Annotated in this window: 14 protein-coding genes and 1 tRNA gene; 8 read left to right on the top strand and 7 right to left on the bottom strand. The window is 54.6% G+C overall.

Annotation, left to right across the window (positions count from 1 at the left end; translation table 11 throughout):
- Window positions 1-5: 5 nt before the first annotated feature.
- The 4 genes from DDZ13_RS07140 to ppk1 form a co-directional block, all read right to left on the bottom strand.
- The gene (locus tag DDZ13_RS07140) at window positions 6-1,628 is read right to left on the bottom strand and encodes a divalent metal cation transporter (protein ID WP_110130753.1); all 1,623 of its coding nucleotides are present in this window, start codon (window positions 1,626-1,628) and stop codon (window positions 6-8) included.
- A 75-nt stretch (window positions 1,629-1,703) separates the two neighbouring features.
- Window positions 1,704-3,038, bottom strand: a complete 1,335-nt coding sequence (locus DDZ13_RS07135; protein ID WP_110130752.1) for a 3-keto-disaccharide hydrolase — start codon at window positions 3,036-3,038, stop codon at window positions 1,704-1,706.
- Window positions 3,039-3,055: 17 nt separating this feature from the next.
- On the bottom strand, window positions 3,056-4,495 hold the full coding sequence (locus DDZ13_RS07130) for a Gfo/Idh/MocA family oxidoreductase (protein WP_110130751.1): 1,440 nt from the start codon (window positions 4,493-4,495) through the stop codon (window positions 3,056-3,058).
- 171 nt (window positions 4,496-4,666) lie between these two features.
- The gene (ppk1, locus tag DDZ13_RS07125) at window positions 4,667-6,790 is read right to left on the bottom strand and encodes a polyphosphate kinase 1 (protein WP_110130750.1); all 2,124 of its coding nucleotides are present in this window, start codon (window positions 6,788-6,790) and stop codon (window positions 4,667-4,669) included.
- A 163-nt stretch (window positions 6,791-6,953) separates the two neighbouring features.
- Between ppk1 and DDZ13_RS07120 the strand changes: the two genes are divergently transcribed.
- Window positions 6,954-7,172 carry a hypothetical protein gene (locus DDZ13_RS07120; protein WP_110130749.1) on the top strand — a complete coding sequence of 73 codons (219 nt, stop codon included), beginning with the start codon at window positions 6,954-6,956 and terminating at the stop codon, window positions 7,170-7,172.
- Between the two features lie 111 nt (window positions 7,173-7,283).
- Complete coding sequence (locus DDZ13_RS07115) at window positions 7,284-8,687, top strand: alkaline phosphatase (protein ID WP_110130748.1); 1,404 nt, start codon at window positions 7,284-7,286, stop codon at window positions 8,685-8,687.
- A 40-nt stretch (window positions 8,688-8,727) separates the two neighbouring features.
- Here DDZ13_RS07115 and DDZ13_RS07110 read toward each other — a convergent pair whose 3' ends face one another.
- Both DDZ13_RS07110 and DDZ13_RS07105 read right to left on the bottom strand, forming a co-directional pair.
- Complete coding sequence (locus DDZ13_RS07110) at window positions 8,728-9,609, bottom strand: PfkB family carbohydrate kinase (protein WP_110130747.1); 882 nt, start codon at window positions 9,607-9,609, stop codon at window positions 8,728-8,730.
- Between the two features lie 98 nt (window positions 9,610-9,707).
- Complete coding sequence (locus DDZ13_RS07105) at window positions 9,708-11,510, bottom strand: assimilatory sulfite reductase (NADPH) flavoprotein subunit (RefSeq protein WP_110130746.1); 1,803 nt, start codon at window positions 11,508-11,510, stop codon at window positions 9,708-9,710.
- 204 nt (window positions 11,511-11,714) lie between these two features.
- Here DDZ13_RS07105 and DDZ13_RS07100 point away from each other — a divergent pair, with 204 nt between their 5' ends.
- The 4 genes from DDZ13_RS07100 (at window position 11,715) to DDZ13_RS07085 (ending at window position 14,947) form a co-directional block, all read left to right on the top strand.
- Window positions 11,715-13,469 (top strand): NADPH-dependent assimilatory sulfite reductase hemoprotein subunit, encoded by a 1,755-nt coding sequence (locus DDZ13_RS07100; protein ID WP_110130745.1) that lies wholly within the window; start codon window positions 11,715-11,717, stop codon window positions 13,467-13,469.
- A gap of 61 nt (window positions 13,470-13,530) precedes the next feature.
- Entirely contained in the window at window positions 13,531-14,343 is an 813-nt protein-coding gene (locus DDZ13_RS07095) for a mechanosensitive ion channel family protein (RefSeq protein WP_199221076.1), read from the top strand.
- 98 nt (window positions 14,344-14,441) lie between these two features.
- On the top strand, window positions 14,442-14,807 hold the full coding sequence (locus DDZ13_RS07090) for a hypothetical protein (RefSeq protein ID WP_110130743.1): 366 nt from the start codon (window positions 14,442-14,444) through the stop codon (window positions 14,805-14,807).
- Between the two features lie 62 nt (window positions 14,808-14,869).
- Window positions 14,870-14,947 (top strand) — tRNA-Arg (locus DDZ13_RS07085).
- Between the two features lie 393 nt (window positions 14,948-15,340).
- Here DDZ13_RS07085 and DDZ13_RS07080 read toward each other — a convergent pair.
- Entirely contained in the window at window positions 15,341-16,249 is a 909-nt protein-coding gene (locus DDZ13_RS07080) for a helix-turn-helix domain-containing protein (protein ID WP_110130742.1), read from the bottom strand.
- Between the two features lie 57 nt (window positions 16,250-16,306).
- Here DDZ13_RS07080 and DDZ13_RS07075 point away from each other — a divergent pair, with 57 nt between their 5' ends.
- Together DDZ13_RS07075 and DDZ13_RS07070 are read left to right on the top strand one after the other, a co-directional pair.
- The gene (locus DDZ13_RS07075) at window positions 16,307-17,845 is read left to right on the top strand and encodes an SLC5 family protein (RefSeq protein WP_110130741.1); all 1,539 of its coding nucleotides are present in this window, start codon (window positions 16,307-16,309) and stop codon (window positions 17,843-17,845) included.
- 56 nt (window positions 17,846-17,901) lie between these two features.
- A complete protein-coding gene (locus DDZ13_RS07070; protein ID WP_199221075.1) occupies window positions 17,902-21,153 on the top strand; it encodes a DUF5107 domain-containing protein in 3,252 nt (1,083 codons plus the stop codon).
- The last annotated feature ends 3 nt before the right edge of the window (window positions 21,154-21,156 follow it).

Here is a 21,156-nt window from a genome sequence, read left to right as displayed (position 1 = left end):
AAATGTTAGGCGCGGTTACTCCGGAGAAAGCCGATAAGCCCGACGAGCATCAGCAAGGGAAGGGCAATGAGACCGATCACACCGATCGTGCTTCCCAAGCCGCCTCCGGAAGCTTTGCCCATGAGGTTCCAGACCGAGGCGAAGGTGGCGACACCGGCCGCGAAGATCATAAATACATTGATCAGGCCGCGATGCTTGGGGAGTTCCGGCCCGAGTGCCTTCTTGGAATTCATCAAGAGAATAAAGATAAAGTAGGCGATCGGCAGCAGGGTGGTGGCGATGACCGCCGCGGGCACGACCAGTGCGGTCTTGGTTTCCCCGCTCCAGAGGATGGGGGAGAGGAAGCCCGTCAGCGCCGGCATGGCGGCACCGATCATGAAAATACCTTTTTCACCGGGCCGGCCAAAAGCTTCGGAGATCGCATAGCCGTTCATCATCATGTGCACGATCATCGTACTGAGCGCCATGGCCAGAACACCGACACCGAAGATCAGTTGAGAGCTCTTTCCGAGAAACGGTTCCAGGGAACTTGCCAGATCACGGGCGTTCCGTTTGGCCAGCATCACGCCCATGTCCTTGTCGGCTTGTGGCAGTGTTTCGCGGAGCTCTTGCTTCGCCTCGTCGGGCAGGCTGTCGAACTCGTCGTTTACATTCGCCAGGCGCTGGTCGATGACATTGCGGTAGGCGGTCTCGGAGTGAACACCATCCGCCCGTGCATGAAACTGTGAAGACGTGGCAATCACCAGAAAAGAAGTGGCGAGGATAAAGGGGACGAAAAGACCGAGTGCCAAGTCAAAGAAGGAAAGCTCACGGTGGGGCTTGCCCCAACCCTTGCCCTTTAGGCTGTAGGGCAGCAGGAAGGTCATGTTAATGCCAACAGCCGAGCCGAATGCCCCGATAATGACATCACGCTGATTTTCGGCGATATATTTGGACCAAAAACCGGCACTTTCACCGGTCGCGGCAATCGCTTCGGTGTAGGTCGCCGTAGGTTTAAAGAGAGCACTGAAGTCGGGGATCAGGCCCTTGAAAAGGGCGCCCCAGGCAATGGCGCCCTTACTGGCCAACACCACGACCACGCCCATGAATGCCAATACGACAACGGCAACCAGAGCTTTCAGAACATTGTCAATGGCTCGGGATGCGGAGCCGCCTTTGCGGGAGAGCCATAAAAGTGTCAGGCCGACGGCTGCGAACACTGCAGTGATCAAATAAGGGGCTTCGGACTTGGATAATACCCCAAGGTTGTTCTGCGCTGCGTCGGTACCCAGAGCAAATTGGGCGGAGCAGAAGACGACGTTGGCAACCACGGTGGCAATGAGCCAGCCCCAGGCCAAACTCGGAGAGATGTTTTTCTTAACCGAGACAAAGGGCCGCTCTTCCGAGGAAAGGGTAACATAGGAAATCGCGCTCAACATGATGACCCCGCAGAGCATAGCGAGGGGCTGGAGCCACATGAATTGATAGCCACCGATCACGCCGAGGTAGAGTGCCCCAACCAGAGAACCTCCGCCCAGGGTAACCGCTGCCTGCACCCATCCGGGGCCGGTCATTTTTGCATAGCCGGTGAGGCGTCCTAAAAAACCACGTTGTTGAATTTCCGAGATGCGGTCGAGTTGATCTGTCATTTGTTGGGATATTAGGTTAGGGAATAAGTTACAGGTTGGGTTGAAAGCCTGCTGACGGAGTTGTTGATCTGGGGACTACAGTTCACGTATCCGGATATTCCGATACCAAACTTTATCGTAGTGATCCTGAAGCAAAATCGGGCCGGTCCATGTGCCGAAGCCCTCGTGCTTGCGATACTTGCTCTTTTCGAAGCGTTGCTTCCAGTCGTCGCTGCCGAGTTCAATGGTAGCGACCAGACTACCGTTCAGCCAGTGCTCGATGTGGTTGCCATGGGCAACGATGCGCCCGCTGTTCCACTCGCCGGGGGCGTTGAGTGGCTTATCGTCAGGGGCGGCTAAAATATCGTAGAGCGAGCCCGCACGATGTGTCGGGTCTTTAGCGTCCTTGTGTTTGTCGTCGTCGAGTACCTGATACTCCAGGCCGAGACGGCCGCGGGTGCGGTATTTGATGCCCGAGTTACCCGCTTCGCTGATTTTCCAGTCAAAGCGCAGTTCGAAGTCTTTGTACTGGGTTTTGGTAATGATGCCACCACCGCCATTCTTTTCGCGGTGAACAATCCCGTCGTTGATGGTCCACTGATGGGGGACGGGGTCACCGTTCACCTTGGTCCACTGGGAAAAGTCGCCGGACGCAAAGAGGTCCTTCCAGCCCGGTTCGAGCTCTTTCACCTTCACGTTTCGAAAGTGAATTTCGCCTTGCTTGCCGGAGTGCACCTGCAGGCTGAAAAACCCTTTCGGATATTCCCCGTTTGCATCGATCCAGCGGGCCGCGGGCACGCCGTTGATCCAGGTTTTGAATTCATTGCCCACAGCCTGAATGGTGACGCGATTCCATTCGCCTTTTTTCAAAGCCTGCCGCGCTTCGGCATGAGCTTCCAGCCAAAGGGGATAAATCCAGCCGCCGTCGCTTTGTCCGTAGATGCCGCCGGACCAGCCCCGGCGATCGTCGGCAAAATCGCCCTCCATTTCGCACTGCGGGCCGTAGACGGTCTCGTGTTTTTTGCCCGCTTTACGCTGGGCGCGGAACATAATGCCGCTGTTACCGGCGACTTCCCACTTCAGCTCGGCGGTGAAGATGAAGTCTTCATAGTCCTCTTTGTCTGTCGATAGGTAGGTGCTGGGGGAGCCCTTGACCGTGGTGCCGACGATGACATCGCCTCTGGCCTCGAAGGTGCACTCGCCGCCGCGGGCGGTCCATCCACTGAGGTCCTTGCCGTTGTAGAGCTCCGTGAAACCACAGCAGAGTTTCGGCTCCGGATCTTTGTTGATTAGAGCCTCGCCCGGCGGCACCAGTTTTTTATGCTTTTCGTAGCGTTTGACGAAATGCTGTTGATCTTCGGATATTTGGTTGCCGAATGCGCTGAGCGAAACCAGCAGACCGGTGAGGCTAAGTAGGATCGGTTTGATCATGTTAGGCATGTCAGGGCTTAAAGGTTATAAAACTCTTCCCAGCCCTTTCGGGGAGCCGGATCCAGCAATTCCTGTGCAATCGGGTTATTGGTGATTTGCTTGCTCTCGGGATCGAATTCGAGGTCGCTGCCGAATTGCTGGGCAAGAATTCCCAGATTGAAGACTTGGGAAAGCGGGCCACTGATGCCGAACGGAGAGCGGGATTCTTCTTCGCCCTTACAGGCCAGCAGGAAGTTCTCATAGTGATTGGAGTTCTTCTGCGGGAACCGGGGCAGTGACTTGCGCATATCCATGAATTTCTGACGCGGTACGATTTGCAGAGGCGAGGCATGGCTGGCACCCATGAAGACGAGGTCCTTGCTGTAGAGGACTTTGCCGGGGGTATTGAGTTCTTCCGGCTCACCGCTGTCGGTGTATTCCCCTTCGAGCTTGGGCTTGTTGCCCGTGCCGTCATACCAGGTCACATCACAAGCGGGGAGGCCGGGACCGCGTTCGGGGAAGGCAAACTGAATGGTGCTGGCCTGCGGGTAGACCAGGCCACTGGCATTAATGCCCTCAAAACCGAGTGCACGAATCGCTGTCGGCATGCCGAGCTTGAGGAAGTGGTGACAGGTATCGAGGATATGCGGCCCCCAGTCGCCGAACGCGCCGCAGCCGAAGTCGTACCAGCTGCGCCATTCCTGCGGGTGGAGCCGCTTGCTGAAGGGGCGGTTGGTGGGGACGGTCGCGTGCCAGACTTCCCAGGCGAGATCTTCCGGCATGGGATCTTCGGGGTAATTCGCCACGGTGGTGCCCCAGCCGTGCCAGCGACGACGGCGGTTCATGTGCGCGGTGATGCGGGTGATGTCTTTAATCACTCCAGCTTCCGACCACGCTTTGAATTGGAAGTAATTGGCGCCGGAAAAACCCTGGTTGCCCATTTGGGTCACCAGATTCGGGTTCTTGGCAGCCATCTTGATCAGGCGTTCGCACTGACCGAAAGTGTGAGCAAGCGGCTTTTCCACGAAAACGTGTTTGCCGAGTGACATGGCGAGCATGGCCGCGGCAAAGTGGGAGTGGTCCGGTGTGGCGACAAGTACGGCGTCGATCTCATCGGCCATTTCATCGAACATGACCCGAAAATCAGTGTAGCCCTTGGCCTTGTGGGGGTAAACTTCGTTCTCCTTACCGGCGGGAGCGGGCGCAAGGCCGTGTTGGTATCGTGCCTGATAGGTGTGGCCGCCCTCCATATCCACGTCACAAAGAGCGACGACATTACAATGGCCGGACCCCAGTAGCGATCTGCGGTCGTTGTTTCCCTGATTGCCGCAACCAATTACGGCTAAATTGATTTTTTCGTTCGGGCTGACGGCATTGTTACCGAACAAGCCCGAGCTGGGGAGAATGGTAAATGCCCCGAGGGCGGTGGATGCTTTGAGGAAGTCTCGGCGAGACTGATTTTGAGGCTGGTTTTTCATAATTTTTCGGTCCGAAGGTTATGTTTCTGAGCGAATGTTAAGTCCAGTTAAAAGGCCATTCGTCCGAATAAACGGGCGATTCCGGCCATGGACATAACTGTAGAGTGCCACTTCCACGCAAAGTTCCGGCATATTGACCGGTCAGGACACTGCCGGAAACGGGAAAAGGTATTACTGTTCGGTTTCTTCCAACAATTCTTTTTCCAGTTCCTGGCGATTCGCATTGGCTTCGTCCATGCAAGCTTCCTGTGCCGAATAGGGAGTTCCGATCTTTTTGGACGATACTTTTTTATAAGAGCCGTTCGCCCGGAGAAGGCGGGCGTTTTTATTATCCTGCAGTTGTTTTTCCAGAATGTCATAAAGTTTTTCCCGCAGTTCGACATCTTCGACCGGAAAGACAGCCTCGATCCGGCGATAAAAGTTACGGGGCATCCAGTCGGCACTGCCGGCATACATCAGCGGTTGTGAGCCGTTGCTGTTTTCAAAATAATAAATCCGACTATGTTCCAGATAGCGGCCCAATATACTACGCACCCGAATGTTCTCGCTCACGCCTTTGACATTTGGCACCAAATTACAGATGCCGCGGACGATGAGATCGATTTTTACCCCCGCTTGAGAAGCGTAGTAGAGGTTATCAATTGTCTGCTGGTCGACCAGGCTATTGGTTTGAGCGATGATTCGTGCGGGTAGTCCGGCTTTGGCGTTACGCGTCTCCGCACGGATGCAGCGTTGTATGCGGTTATGCAGGGTGAACGGAGCCACCAACAGTTTCTTGAATGTAGGGGTGAGGGAAAATCCGGTGAGCGTATTGAAAAGGCCAGCCACTTCAGCCCCGATTTCGCGCTTCGCTGTAAAGTAGCTGAGGTCGGTATAAAGTTTTGCCGTTTTGGGATTGTAGTTGCCGGTGCCGAGGTGGACATAGCGCCTCAGGTTGCCTTTTTCGCGGCGGACAACCATGCAGGTTTTGCAGTGCGTTTTCAGGCCCACCAGACCGTAAACCACATGCACGCCGACGTCTTCCAGTTGCCGGGCCCATTGGATATTATTGGCCTCGTCAAATCTTGCTTTGATTTCGATCAGCACGGTGACCTGTTTGCCCCGGCGCGAGGCCTCCATGAGGGCTTCCACAATTGGGGAATCCCCTGACGTGCGGTAGAGGGTTTGTTTGATGGCAAAAACCTCCGGGTCGCGCGCAGCCTGATTCAGAAAATCAACGAAGGGCTGAAAACTGTCGAACGGGTGATGGAGCAGAATGTCCTTCTGCTTGATACTGTCGAAAATGCGTTCCGGCGGGGTTAGCTCCCGCGGCACATGAGGCGTGAAGGGGGCAAACTTCAAATCGGGCCGGTCGATCAGATCATAAGCACTCATCAACCGAAGCAGGTTGATGGGGCCGTCGACTGTGAACATGTTCTGAGGTTTCAGGTCGATGGATTCCAGCAGCTGCTGCACGAGCACGGGGTCGGCTCCTTTGGATATTTCAAGGCGTACAGCTGCCCCCTTTTGTACATTCATCAACTCCTCTTCAACTTTACGAAGGAGATTTTCGACTTCTTCATCATCAATATACAGGTCGCTGTTTCGGGTGATGCGGAAGGGCACGGCCGAACTGACGCGGTAGCCTTGAAAGAGGCGTTTCGCGTAGCGCTGAATGATATCGCTGAGAAAAATATACACATCCGGGTTGCCTCTGCGCGGCGCTTCGATTTTGACAATGCGTGGCAACACCCGGGGAACCGGGATGATCGCCATCATGCGCTCGATGATGCGCGTTTCCGGATCATCGATCGAGGCCAGAATATAAAGTGCTTTATTCGTCAGCTGGGGAAAAGGGTGGGCCGGATCAATCGCCAGAGGCGTGAGGACCGGGAATACCTGTTCTTCAAAATACCGTTCGACCCACTTTTTCTCGTTTCTGGTCAGGCCATCGTAGTCACTGAAAATGACGCCTTCCTTCTTAAGGCCGGGCATGATTTGCTCTTCCCAGCAACTGTAGTGGTCGTTGACCAGACGTTTCACAATAAGCTGAATGCGCCTTAACTGTTCCTTGGGCCCAAGTCCGTCCGGGCCGCGCTCGATGACGCCAGACTTGACCTGCTGCAGGAGCCCGGCCACGCGAATTTCGAAAAATTCATCCAGGTTGGAACTGACGAAAGCGAGATACTTCATTCGTTCCAACAAGGGATAATCCTCGGACTCGGCCTGCTCCAACACTCTGCGGTTAAATGCCAGCCAGCTGAGTTCGCGATTGAAGTATGGAAAGCGTGTTTTCGTTTTGGAAGTAGTGGGCATGTCGTTTTGTATAACTAAGTTAATTATCCCGATTTAATGGCAAGACAAGGCTGGGATTGTGACATTCGAAGCTAACTTTCTAACGGCAAATAATTTCAATCAAGTGATTGCAATACTTAGGAAAATCTTAAATAGTCTATGTCTCATCCATCCTATACTCATTATGAAACTCCTATACATTCTCCCACTACTGATATTTAGCCTCTTCGTTCTGGGTTGTGCTTCCAGCGGTGGCACCGAATCAGCTGGCAGCGAAGAACCTGCATCGGCTGAAGATTCTTCCGGCTCCATGAGCAATAAGACTGCTTACGAAGGTTCTACCGGTTCCGGCCTCCTGATGGAGCGTTACAAGTCCGGTCAGATTGAAGGCTACCGCGATTAAGCAGTTGATATTCTTTGACAACGCCGTCTCTTAATAAGTGACGGCGTTTTTTTGTGTCTTTGAAATGCGCCGTCAGTGATGCATGATAGTTTCACCTTGCCCCCGTAATAGATGTCTCAAGTTCAATCATCCCATTCCCGTCGAAATTTCATCAAAGGTGCCGGTCTGGCCGGTCTGGCTGGCACGCTCCTGCCGGGGCAAGCCGTATCCGCGCAGGTTAAGCCTGACAACAGGGCCAAGAACCTGATCTTCCTCGTTGTCGATGGCATGTGCCATGGTACATTGGGGCTGGCGCATCACTGGAACGAGCGCAACAAGGGCAAGCTCTTGAATTGGATGAATCTGAGTCAACGCGCCGACCTGCGTCGGTGCACTCAGGATACGGCATCACTGAACTCTCCGGTAACGGATTCGGCTGCGGCAGCCAGTTCCTGGGGGTCGGGACACCGGGTGAATAATGGTTCGATCAATACTGCTCCCGATGGTGAGTCACTGACACCATTATTTGTTCGGGCCAAGCGGGCAGGTAAACGAACGGGCCTGGTCACGACGTGTACGGTATCGCATGCCACGCCGGCCGGCTTTGCTGCCAATGCGGCGAATCGTAGTGATCAAGAGGCTATTGTCGCCCAATATCTTGATCGCGAAATCGATCTACTGATGGGCGGTGGCTCCAAATTCTTTACACAAGTCGAGGAAGGCGGCAAGCAGGTCGACTACTTCAACGCTTTCGCCGATGCGGGTTACGGGGTGGCCCGGAATCGTGAGCAACTCAAAAAGCAGGCAAAAATAGACAAGAAGCTGCTGGGTATCTTTGCGGAGGGGCACATGCCGTATGCGATAGACCGTAAAAACGACACCTCTCTGGCAGACACGCCCGGTTTGGCGGCAATGTTCAAGGCGGCGCTGACGAATCTTGAGGGGTCGCCGAGTGGGTTCGCGCTTCAGGTCGAAGCGGGTCGGGTGGATCATGCCGGTCATGCCAATGATCCCGGAGCCATCTTGCACGAGCTTCTGGAGTTCGATAATTGTATTCCAATCGCCCTGGATTTCATTGAAAAGCATCCGGATACCATGCTGATCGTGACAACGGACCACGGTACGGGTGGCTGTCAGCTTGATGGAAGCGGGCGCGGCTACCGTGACAGTGGCCCGGCGCTTGATCGAATCAATCAGTTTAAATACAGCTTCGAGTGGTTGGAAGAACGCTTTCGTTCGGCCGGAGAATTCAATCCGGACCTATTTAGGGAAGCGACCGGTATCACACCTGCCGAAAAACAGTCTGCCGATATTCAGGCCGCAATCGACAACCCCAGAGTGAATTATTTAAACAGTCGCATGACGCGTGCTTTTGACGATGAACTAAAAAAGATCTGCTCGGTGGGATGGACGTCGAACAACCACACTTCGGAAAACGTCGACTTGTTCTTAATGGGTGCGGGCCCGGAACAACTCCCCGGATACATCCGTAATAATGAGCTGCACGGGATCATGGTCGATACCTTGCAAATATAGATATCTGGACTGCAATCGCGTGGCGGCTCTCCTGTGTCCCTTAGTAAGCGTGTGATAATGCCAGGACCCGATCACGGTTGGGCAAAGCACTTCGAGCGCCGTTTTTTAAACATGTCAGGGCCGCGGTCGCCGAGGCACGTCGCAAGTTATCTCGAACCCCCAGGCCCTCGGCCAAACCAAGCGCAAAGGCTCCGTGGAATGCGTCTCCCGCTCCGGTGGTGTCAACGGCCTCAATGTCAAAGGCGGGCATGTGGTGCTGGCCATCGTCATCCTGCCAATAGACGCCATCCTCACCCCAGGTGCAGGCAATAAAGGGGGCCGCTCCGTCCAGGGCAGCCAGGGCAAGGCGTGGGTCATCTTCCTTACTCATTTCCCGTGCGAACTTTTCCGAGGTGATGAGGTAGTCGACTTTGTTATAGAGCATCAGTGTGCCATCGTGGACCGAGCCGGCGTCGAGCAAGCTGGGAATGCCCAGCTCTCTGGCTTCATCAAGAAGTCTGGCAGAGAGAAGAGGTTGGTGCCCGTCAATCAGAAGCACCTTGGCAGCCTGTTTTTTCAGGCTGGCCGCATCTTCGGGGGCGGTGGATTGTGCGGGGAAATAGTCAACGATCGAGCGTTGGCCGTCCGGTTTGATTGTGACACAGGCGATGGGAGTGGGGGACTCGCCACGCGAGATTCCGGAGCAATCGACTCCTTCCTTTCTTAATTCAGATAAATGCGCTTCACCGAAGGCATCGTTACCCAAGTATCCGGCGAAGCCTGCCTGACCGCCCAGTCGCGCGATGGCGACAGCTGCATTGGCTGCCGGCCCGCCGCCACAACTGTGCATGTCGATCGCCCGAAGTTTTTCGTCGGGCACCGGATGATGTTTGGCCTTAAAGTTGATGTCGACACAAGCGTAGCCTGCGCAAAGGACGTCCATAAGAATAAAGGTGAAAAATAAAAGTGAAAGTAGCTCTCGTTCCTTGCGGGAAGGAGGGAACAGGCAGTGGCGGGTTGAGCTCTTTACAAGCTTCAGCCCTAATAGACGTCGCGCAGGTAGCGTTTGTCCGTCTTCAGTTGTTTGACGTAGTCGGCGGCTTCCTCTTTCGAGAACCCGCCTTCCTGTTCGACGATGTCATGAAGGGCTTGGTCGACATCGTGGGCCATTCGGTTGGCGTCGCCGCATACATAGAACTTGGCCCCTTCCAGCAACCAGGCGTAGAGCTCTTTCGCATTCTCTCGCATCCGGTCCTGCACGTATATTTTGTGCTTTTGGTCGCGGGAAAAGGCGACATCGAGTTTTGTCAGAATGCCGTCCGCCAGGTAGCTTTGCCATTCAGTCTGGTAGAGGAAGTCCGTCAGGTAATGCTGGTCGCCAAAGAAGAGCCAGTTTTTCCCTTTGGCTCCGGTCGCTTGGCGCTCTTCGATAAAAGCACGGAAGGGCGCGATGCCCGTGCCGGGCCCTACCATGATGACGGGCGTGTCCGGATCGGCAGGCAGTTTGAAGTTCTTGTTGGGCGAGACGAAGACCTCGGCCTTTTGACCTTCTTCGATACGTTCGGCAAGATAGGTGGAGCAGACGCCCTTGCGGGGACGGCTGTTCGAACTGTAACGAACCACGCCTACCGTCAGATGCACTTCATCCGGATGAGCTTTCGGGCTGGAAGCAATCGAGTATAGGCGCGGTGGTAGCTTGCGCATAATGCCGACCAATGCGTCTGCTGTGAGTTCTTTCGCCGGATATTCGGTCAGTAGGTCGACCACGTCCCGGCCATAGATGAAGTCGCTGAGCTTCTCTTTGTCATTGATGACGGCATCGAGTTCATCGCTTTTGGCGAATTCATTATAGCGGCTCAGGACCGGCTTGGAAAGTGCGGTGATATCAAGATGGCTCGTGAGTGCTTCGTGCAGGCTGAACTCACCGTCTTTCAGGCTTACCTTGGTATCACCGTCGAGTTTTGACGCTTTCAGTAAATCCTCCACCACATCAGATGCGTTGTGAGGAATGACTGCCAGGGCATCACCGGTTTCGTAGGTCAAACCGGATCCTTCGAGGTCAAATTCCAAGTGGATGGTTTCCTTGGCCGAGCCTTTGCCGTTGAGAAGGACGCGCTCCTTTAACTCGGCGGGGAAGGGGTTCTTGCGGGAATATTTGACAGGAGCAGCCGCTGCTGTGGCTGCAGCTGGAGCGGTCGCAGTCGCACTGGCTCCAGCCTCAGCTTCAAGGGCTTTGAGGGCTCCGGCATGCCAGGCTTCGTAATCGTCGTCGTAATCAACGTCACAATCCTTGCGGTCATAAATCCGCTTCGCACCCAGCGCTTCCAAACGGCTGTCGAAGTCTTTGCCCATCTTACAGAAGTGTTCGTAGCTGGTATCACCGAGTCCCAGTACGGAGAAGCGTGTGTTCTCGAGCTTCGGTGCCTTGTCACTCATGAATTCCTCGTAGAAATCTACCGCTGTTTCCGGCGGATCTCCTTCACCCCAGGTGCTGACAATCACCAACAGGTTTTGAATGTCCTTGAGCTTGGCTACTTTAAGGTCGGCCATGTTGACGGCCTTTGCCTTGAAGCCGGAACCTTTGGCAGCCTTGACCGTCTGGTCGGCGAGACTCTCGGAGTTGCCGGATTCGGTGCCGTAAAGCACAGTAAGCTCCGGGCTGGTTGCCGGTTGTTGGGCTGCTGCAGCGGCGGGACCGCCTTGACCGGCACGCAGACCGCTGACAAAACCCTCCAACCACATCATTTGTTCCGGGGCCAGGCCGGGAAGAAGTTGATTCAATAAATTGGCTTGCTCGGGACGGAGCGGGTTGTTGCCGGGAACAATGGAATCGCTGTTACTCATATTGCTTCGAAGCTCTAAAAAAAGAGGGAATGAAAACACGGATCTGTTTAAAAGCTAGTCATTTCTCGACTTTTCGGGCTTTTCTTTGGTTTTTGAGTGACAAACCTAAGAATACAAGTAAGCTTTAAATTATAATTTTTGACCTCATGTGCGCTCTGGATTTGCCAGTTTGCACGGAAGCGCTTTTCTAGTTCATTTTTATCTATGATATCCGACAGCGAGACAGCACCACAACTTCACAAAAACGAGGGCATCAAGACCCGTAGCGAGTATTTGCGCGGCACGATTCTTGAAGGCCTGGCTGATGTATCCACGGGATCGATTGCGGCGGACGACCAGCAATTGACAAAATTCCATGGTCTTTACCAGCAGGATGACCGCGATGTTCGCGCGCAGCGCCGTAAACACAAGTTGGACAAAGCATATTCTTTTCTGGCACGGATTTGCCTGCCTGGCGGCGTTTGCACACCGGAGCAGTGGCAGGTGGTTGATGAGTTGGCCAACTTTTGCGCCTTCAACACCATTAAATTGACCACTCGACAGGCTTTTCAGCTGCACGGCATTTTGAAGGGCAATCTGAAGGATGTCATCAAGTCCTGCAATGATGTCGCGATGACGACGCTGGCTGCCTGCGGCGATGTGAACCGTAACGTGATGTGTAACCCGAATCCATTCGCGTCCGAGGTGCATGAAGCGGTGCAAAAGGTGACTGCTGAAATTGATGCACATTTGAAGCCGCAAACGCCCGCCTTTTCCGAAATGTGGCTGGATGGCGAGCCGATTAAACTCGGCGTGGAACAGGCAGCCGAGCGCTCCAAGGACTGCGGCGGCGATGCGACCGAGCCGCTTTACGGCCCGACCTACTTGCCGCGTAAGTTCAAGATCGCAGTGGCCATTCCGCCGCGCAACGATGTGGATGTGTTCGCCCATTGTCTGGGCTTTATTGCTATCATCGAAGACGGAAAGCTTGCCGGCTTCAACGTCACCGTCGGCGGCGGGATGGGGATGACGCATGGAAATGAGAAGACTTTTCCACGCCTTGCGGATGTGATTGCATTTTGCACACCCGATCAGGCGGTCAGTGTGGCCGAGAAGATCGTGGCCATTCAGCGTGACCATGGCAATCGCGTCGACCGCGCCAACGCCCGTTTTAAATATACCGTCGAGCGCCTTGGCAAAGACTGGATCCGCGAGGAACTGGAAAAACGCTTGGGCTACGAACTCGAGGACCCGCGCGACTATTCATTCGAAAGCACCGGTGACCGCTACGGTTGGAACGAAGGCACCAACGGCAAGTGGAACCTGCAGCTCTTTATCGAAGGTGGTCGTATCGTGGACAAGGATGACAAGCAGCTCAAAACCGGTATGCTGGAAATTTCCAAGGTCCACAAAGGAGACTTCAGGCTGACTGCGAATCAAAATCTCATTATCGCCAACGTAGCCGCGGAAGACCGCGATCAAATCGATCGCCTGGTTGAAAAGTACAAGCTCGACGCCTACAAAAAGGCCAGTGGGATGCGCCGCAACCAGATTGCCTGTGTGGCACTGCCGACCTGTGGCCTAGCGCTTGCCGAGTCGGAGCGGTATCTGCCCAGCCTTGTCAGCGATCTCGAGGTTATTCTCGAGGAGGCGGGTTTGCAGCAGGATGACATCATTATTCGTTCCACCGGTTGCCCGAATGGCTGCGGCCGTCCTTATCTGGGGGAAATCGGCCTCGTCGGTAAAGTGCCCGGTAAATACAATCTATATCTCGGAGCGGGATTTGAAGGTGAGCGCCTGAACAAGCTTTACCGGAATTCGATTACCCACGAAGAAATTATCGACGAGCTCAAACCTATCCTGCTCGATTATGCCAAGGAGCGTAACGAAGGGGAGCGATTCGGCGATTTCACGATTCGCAAAGGGTATATCAAAGCGACCACGGCAGGGAACAATTTCCACGCCGATGTGGCCTGTTAATTGCTAATATTTTTCTCAACTCGATAGAGTTAACTACTCAACCCTGATTCAGAAAATTACTATGGAAGACATTGATAAGATCGTAGATGCCATCGCCAGCTACGGCATGAAAGTGCTGTTTGCCATTATCATTCTCGTTGCCGGCTTGTGGGTGGCGAGAAAACTGCGCGGACTCTTCAAATCCGCCCTGGAGAAGAAAGAAATCGACGCAACGCTCGTCGGGTTTTTCTCAAGTCTTCTCTATGGCGCGCTTGTTATTTTTGTCGTGATCGCGGCAATTGATAAACTTGGCGTGCAGACAACTTCCTTTGTCGCCGTGCTTGGTGCCGCCGGCCTGGCTGTCGGCCTCGCTTTGCAGGGTTCCCTGTCGAACTTCGCTTCCGGGGTATTGCTGATCATCTTCAAGCCATTTGTGGCGGGTAATTTTGTAAAGATCGGGGGCGAGTTGGGAACCGTGGTGCAGGTTGGCATTTTGCAGACCGAACTGAAGTCTCCGGACAATATCAAAATCATCATGCCGAACTCCCAGGTCATGAGCGGTGCGATTACCAATTTTTCCGCTCACGATACCCGTCGTGCCGATATGGTGATCGGGGTGAGCTACTCTGACGATCTATCCAAAGTGATGGACGTGCTTCAGGACATGATTTCCAAAGACGAACGTGTCCTCGAAGAACCGGCGCCCTTTATTGGCGTCAGCGAACTGGCCGACAGCAGTATCAACTTCGTGGTACGCCCCTGGGTCAAGTCTTCGGACAACTGGCAGTTCAAGTGTGACTTCCAAAAAGCAGTGAAGGAACGCTTTGACGCCGAAGGTATCAGTATTCCCTTCCCGCAGCGCGACCTCCACGTCTTTCAGGAAAACGCTTCCTAAAGGCCTGTTGAAAAAGTCATTTTCAAAACCGCCGGCATATCACCGGCGGTTTTTTTGTGCGCGCTTGCCTTTTGGGCTCAATCTGTAAGATCCACAACATGCCACCATACATTTATCACATTCTTCATCTCACCGGTCTCGTCATGCTCTTTCTCGGCTATGGCGCGCTTTTGGGGCGCAGCCTCGCGGGCAGTGACGATGCCAGAGTCAAAAAGCTCGGTTCCATTACCAGCGGCATCGGGTTGCTTCTGATCTTTGTCGCCGGCTTTGCCCTGATTTCCAAAATGGGCTACAGTTTTACCACGCCCTGGATTATTGTGAAGTTAGTCATCTGGTTTGCCCTCGGTGGACTGATCGCAGTGATCAACCGCAAACCGGCCTCGGCGCCGCTTATTTGGTGGCTTTTGGTGGTCCTCGGACTAATTGCCGCCATCATGGTATATGCCCGCCCTTTCTCGGGATAACTTTTTTTTAAACTAGGGCTTGATCTGTGCCCGAGGCTTTGTCTTTATCCCGCATTTCCGATGCACCCGTAGCTCAGTTGGATTAGAGCGTCTGGCTACGAACCAGAAGGTCGGGGGTTCGAATCCCTCCGGGTGTACCATAAAAGCCGCGACAAAAGTTGCGGCTTTTTTGTGTAATATCGAGGGATTTGAACCCCCGGTTCGACGGAGGGAGGAGGCGACCGGAGATGGGCCATCCGCAGGATGGGGGCGCAGCCCTGAGCGCAGCGAACCAATCCCTCCGGGTGTACCATAAAAGCCGCGACAAAAGTTGCGGCTTTTTTTGTGCAATATCGAGGGATTTGAACCCCCCGGTTCGACGGAGGGAGCAGGCGACCGGAGATGGGCCATCCACAGGATGGGGGCGCAGCCCTGAGCGCAGCGAACCAATCCCTCCGGGTGTTGCGCGCGGGGAACTGTGGCTGCATCCTGACTGCCAAGACTTGCTTCAATACCGCCCCTCTCCGAAGGCCCTTGCCTGTGATCGTATTGCTCTAAATGCGGTCGCGATATTGGGAAGGGGACAATCCGGTGCATTTTTTAAAGGTGCGGGAGAAATAAAGCGGGTCGTCGTAGCCGAGCCGCCAGGCCACATCCTTGATGCTCGACGAAGTGGTATCGAGAAATTCACAGGCACGTTGCATGCGAATTTCGGTCTGATAATTCATCGGGCTGATACCGGTATGTTGTTTAAACAAGTGGCTGAATTGACTGACCGATAATCCGGAGGTCGAGGCATAGTCGCGAAGCGTTCTGGGCCGGCCAATGTCCCGGCGCATCTGGTCCATGGTGGCTTCGATCCGTTCGAGCCTCATGTCATTGGGTTCACTGATCGGATTTCGGTGAAGTAAAGTTAAGACGTTAATGAGCACCCGGGAAAGTTCCAATAGGGTATGCTCGTGGTAGCCTCGCTCGACCGCCGAAAGAATCGAATGAAACTGCCGCCGGAGTGTATCGGGCGAACGGCAGACTATGGTCTGTGGCTCCGGCTTCGCTATGATCCAATCCAATAGCTCTTCCGGGCCCCTGCCTTCGAAGTGGAACCAGAAGATACTCCAAGGTGCCTTGGCATCCGCACCATAGCAATGACTACGCCGCGGCGGAAGAAGCAATACTTCGTTGGCTCCCAGCTCATGTGTTCTGCCTTCGCTTGCATACCAGCCTTTGCCTTCGTTCACGAATATCAGGATCCATTGCTTGACCCCGTCGGGACGGGTCACGCTGTGTTTTTCTACGGTCGGGAAGTAGCCGAGGTCGGTGACTATAAAATCCTTGGTAAAGGGGCGTTCCCGAAGGCGCTGTAATGCCATTTTAGGGAGTCGGTATAAGCGCTGGCCGGCAAAACCTTCCGCTTTATGGTCCGTAATATTGTCCATGCGTGCCGGAAATATAGCTATTCCCATCGAACTGCGTCAAATGCTATGATGCATGTCCTTTCATCCCAACATACCTCTTTGATCATGGTACTTTCCCCCTTTGATTGGATTCTGTTCCTCGCTTTCTTTGCCGCCGTCATTGGCTTCAGTTTGTTTAAAAGCCGCGGTGGAGCCGAAGCCGAAGAAGATTACTTCCTCGCCGGGCGGGGCCTTCCCTGGTGGCTGATCGGTATTTCCATCGTGGCGGCCAACATCTCGACCGAGCAGTTCGTCGGCATGGCGGGGCAGGGGGCTGGTGCGGTCGGTCTCGCCGTCAGTTGGTGGCAGTTGATCGGCTCGGTGGGGATCGTCCTGATCGCCTTCACGCTGCTACCGCGATTCCTGAAAGCCGGGATTTACACCATGCCGGAATATCTGGAATACCGCTACAATGTCTACGCACGGTCGATTTTTGCGATTCTGACGGTGGCGATTTACGTGGTGGTGCTACTGACAGCGGTGCTTTTCTCCGGTGGACTTACCCTGCATACCATCTTCGACCTGGATTTAAGTTTAGCGGTATGGGTGATCGGCGGCGCGGCAGCCTTTTACACCGCGATCGGTGGTTTGAAGGCGGTGGCCTATGCCGACTTAATTCAGGGCCTTGCCCTGCTTGTCGGGGGGCTACTGGTTTTTGCCCTTGGTCTGGATGCCTGTGGTGGCTGGGGCGAGTTCTCTGCGGCAAACGAAGATAAGCTGCACATGGTTTTACCGGCGAGTGATGAGAATCTTCCCTGGACGGGGGTACTCGGCGGTATGTGGATTGTCCTGATTTATTACTGTGGTCTCAATCAATTCATCGTGCAGCGGAACCTCGCGGCCAGGACTTTGAAAGACGGTCAATTGGGGATGATTTTTGCCGGCGGCCTCTGGTTGCTGGTGCCCTTTGCGATCGTCATGCCGGGTATCATGGCCTTCCAGTTATTTCCCGGTGAATTGGCCGAGACGCCGGACAAAGCTTATCCCACATTGATCGCAAATCTTTTACCTTCGGGTATGCGTGGTTTCCTGCTGGCAGCTCTGGCCGGGGCGATTACAAGCTCGCTCGCTTCGATGCTCAACTCTGCCTCCACGATCTTTACGCTGGATGTGGTGCAGCGTTTAATTCGCAAAGATGCCAGGCAGTCACAAATGGTCTGGCTCGGCCGTATCATGGTCATTGTTTTTGTCGTTATCGGCTGCCTGCTCGCACCAATGTTGGCCGATCCGAAATTCGGCGGGGTCTTCCAGTTTATCCAGCAGTTCCAGGGCTACATTTGGCCCGGCGTGGTGGCGGCCTTCTTGTTCGGTATGCTGGTGCCGAAAGCGCCACCGGCGGCCGGGGTGCTTGCGCTCGTAGCCGGCCCCATGCTCTATGGCATTCTCCAAGCTTTCGCGACCGACATTCATTTCCTGCTGCAGGTCCTGATCGCCTTTGTCGCCGTCTGTGCGTTAATGGCATTGGTGACGACGCTGAGCCCCATGCCCGAGGCGAAGGTTTTACCGGAGCGGAAAGACCTTGATCTGGAAACCGATCCCAAGGTGAAGCTGCTCGGTGCGGCGGTTATCCTGAGTGTCGTCGTTTTTGTGGTCGTCTTCTGGTAAACAAGGAAGCCTTGAGTGTTTTTTGAAACAGAACGGAAGAAAAGTATTTTAATTTGATGAGTAAAGTAACGGCTGAATTGGAATCGATGGTCATCCCGACCTATGGTCTGGGGGAGCCCGAAAAGAACCCGCTCTTTTTCGAGAAACGTGTTTATCAGGGTTCCTGCGGTAAGGTGTATCCCGTTCCCTTCATCGACAAGGTCCTGCAGGATGAACCTCCGGTGGATACGAATTATCAGGCGGCCCGCCTTGAGAATGAATTCGTGCGTCTTGTGATGTTGCCCGAAATTGGCGGGCGCATCTTCCTGGGGCAGGACAAAGCCAACCGGGATTATGACTTTTTTTACCGGCAGGAGGTGATTAAGCCGGCTCTGGTGGGCTTGGCCGGACCGTGGATCTCCGGCGGTGTGGAGTTCAATTGGCCGCAGCATCACCGACCCGGAACTTATTTACCGGCGGACGTTTTCGTTGAGGAAGAGCCCGATGGCAGCGCAACGGTCTGGCAGAGCGAGTTGGATCCCCTCAATCGCATGAAGGGCATGCATGGTATTCGCCTGCGCCCCGGCAGTGCATTGATCGAGCTGCGTGGACGGCTCTACAACCGCACGCCATTGACGCAAACCTTCCTCTGGTGGGCCAATGTGGCCGCACGGGTGCACGAAAACTATCAAAGCTTTTTCCCCACAGACGTGCACTACGTTGCCGATCACGCCGTGCGCGCCATGTCATCGTTTCCGATTGCGGAGAACGAGTATTACGGGGTCGATTACGCCGCACGTCCGGGTGCGAACGACTTGTCACGCTACAGCAATATCCCCGTGCCAACGAGCTACATGGTGTGCCAGACGGAGGACAACTTCTTCGGTGGTTACGACTACGACAAGGAGGGAGGTTTTATTCATGTGGCGAACAGGCACATCAGTCCGGGTAAGAAACAATGGACCTGGGGAAACCACGAATTCGGATGGGCCTGGGATAGGGAATTAACGGATGCAAACGGCCCTTACATCGAACTGATGGCTGGAGTGTATACCGACAATCAACCGGATTTTTCCTATCTGGCTCCTTACGAGACCAAGACGTTTTCCCAGTTCTGGTGGCCTTATCAAAAGCTTGGTCCCGTGCAGCAGGCCAACGGATTGGCTGCCATTCGTTGCGTGATCGAAGAGGACCGCAGCATCGACCTGGGTCTGGCGGTCTCCCGTCCCATGGATGGGGTGAACATCGTGGTGCAAAATGCGGGTCGGGTGATTCTGGAGGAAACCGTCCGCATTACGCCCGACCGGCCCTGGCAGAATCATTCGCTCAGCTTTGAGGGGGATAATGACACCGCACTTTCCATATGGGCCTTTAATGCAGAAGGAGAAGCGCTGGTTGGCTATCGGCCGGTGGATAAAACGAAATTGTCCCGAGATCGGGCATTGGCAACTGAGCCGCCCATGCCGGAAGAGATCGTGTCCTCGGACGAACTTTACTTTACCGGCGAGCATCTCGACCAGTATCGTCACCCGACCCGCTATCCGGAACTTTACTGGGAGGAAGGCCTGAAGCGCGATCCACTCGATGCCCGGTGTAATATTGCACTCGGACGGCTCAAATTGTCGCGCGCCGGTTTTTCCGCCGCTGCGGCGCATTTTGAAAGTGCGATTTCCCGGCTGACTTTCCGGCACCCCAATCCTGAAACCGGCGAAGCGCATTATTTCTTGGGTCTGGTGAGGCGTTATCAGGGCAGTCTCGATGAAGCCTACCGTTTGTTCTACAAGTCCACCTGGAATTATGCCTGGCGCAGCGCTGCTTTTTACGAACTCGCTTGTCTAGCGATGCGTCGTGAAAAACCGGATACGGCTTTTCAGCACCTGGAAGAGTCGCTCGATACGAATATCGAACACAACAAGGCTCATGTGGCGAAAGCGATTTGCCTGCGCAAGAGCGGTGACAGTGAAGCGGCCTCATTGGTCCTGGAGAAACTGCTTGAGGTCGATCCGCTGGATCACTGGGCTCTGGCCGAGCAAGCCAAACTGGCCAGGGGAGTGGCCCAACTGGCAGAGGAGAGTCGTAACGATGCGCAGACTGCCTTGGACATAGCATTTGATTATGCTGACTTTGGCTGCCTGGAGGAGGCCATTGAGCTTTTACAAGCACACCACGACTCAGAGGTCACAACAGTGCAGGTGCCGAACCCCTTGCAGCGAAGCTTGATGACCCATTATGCGCTGGCGTGGCTTTTTGCGGAGAAGGGCGACGCCGGGAAAGCTCACGAGGCACTGGAGGCTGCCCGTGTCGCTTCGCCGGGGTATTGCTTCCCCTCGCGCCTTCACGAAGTCGTCGTTCTGCAGTGGGCCCTGGCACAGAAGGGGTCCGACCGAAATGCCGGCTACGGTCTAGGTAACTATTATTATGACAAGAAGCGCCATCAGGACGCGATGACAGCATGGGAGATGTCCCGTGCCGCGGATCCATCGTTTAGCACGGTGCATCGAAATCTGGGGATGGCTTATTGGAACGCACACCGTGATGCCGATGCCGCCCGTGACAGCTATGAAAAAGCGCTCGACTGCGAGCCGGATGCCCCGCGGTTGGTTACGGAATATGTTCAGCTTTGCCGCAAGTTGGGGGACCCGTCGGACAGACTCCTGGCATTTCTCGAAGCCCGCATGGATCTCGTGCTGGATCGCGACGATGCGACCGTTGAGTTGGCGACACTTTATAACGAGACTGAACAATCACAAAAAGCACTCGATCTTTTGCTTTCGCGCAGCTTCCACCCGTGGGAAGGCGGGGAGGGTAAAGTTCTCCGGCAATACACGACCGCTCGGCTGAAACTAGGCCAGGCTGCATTGGCTGATGGTAATGCCGAGGAAGCACTGGAGCATTTCGAATTGGCCATGCGAACCCCCGAGCCACTCGGCGAGAAGTATCATCTTCTACAGGCCAAGGCCGACGTGCTTTACTGGAAAGGACGTGCCTTGCGTGCTCTCCAGCGTGAAGAAGAGGCGGTCAGGGAGTTTGAAGCGGCAGCCAGTGAATCGGGTGACTTTCAAGGCATGGCCGTGAGCAAATATTCCGAGCTCACCTATTTCAAAGCCCAAGCGCTGTACGCCCTGGGGTACGATGCAAAAGCGGAGGAGGTACTTCGTGCGATGATGGCTTACATCAAGGCCGAGATGCAGAAGCCGGCAAAAATCGACTATTTCGCCACATCTCTGCCCAACCTGCTCGTTTTTGAGGAGGACCTGGATCAGGTAAAAGCCGATTATCTACAAGGTCTGCTTGACTTGGCTGAGTCTGGACTAAGCTCGGACCATTAGCCG

This window comes from Coraliomargarita sinensis, assembly GCF_003185655.1.
Taxonomy (GTDB): domain Bacteria; phylum Verrucomicrobiota; class Verrucomicrobiia; order Opitutales; family Coraliomargaritaceae; genus Coraliomargarita_B; species Coraliomargarita_B sinensis.
Note: the sequence above shows the minus strand (reverse complement) of the source record. Positions and strands in the feature narration are given on the sequence as shown.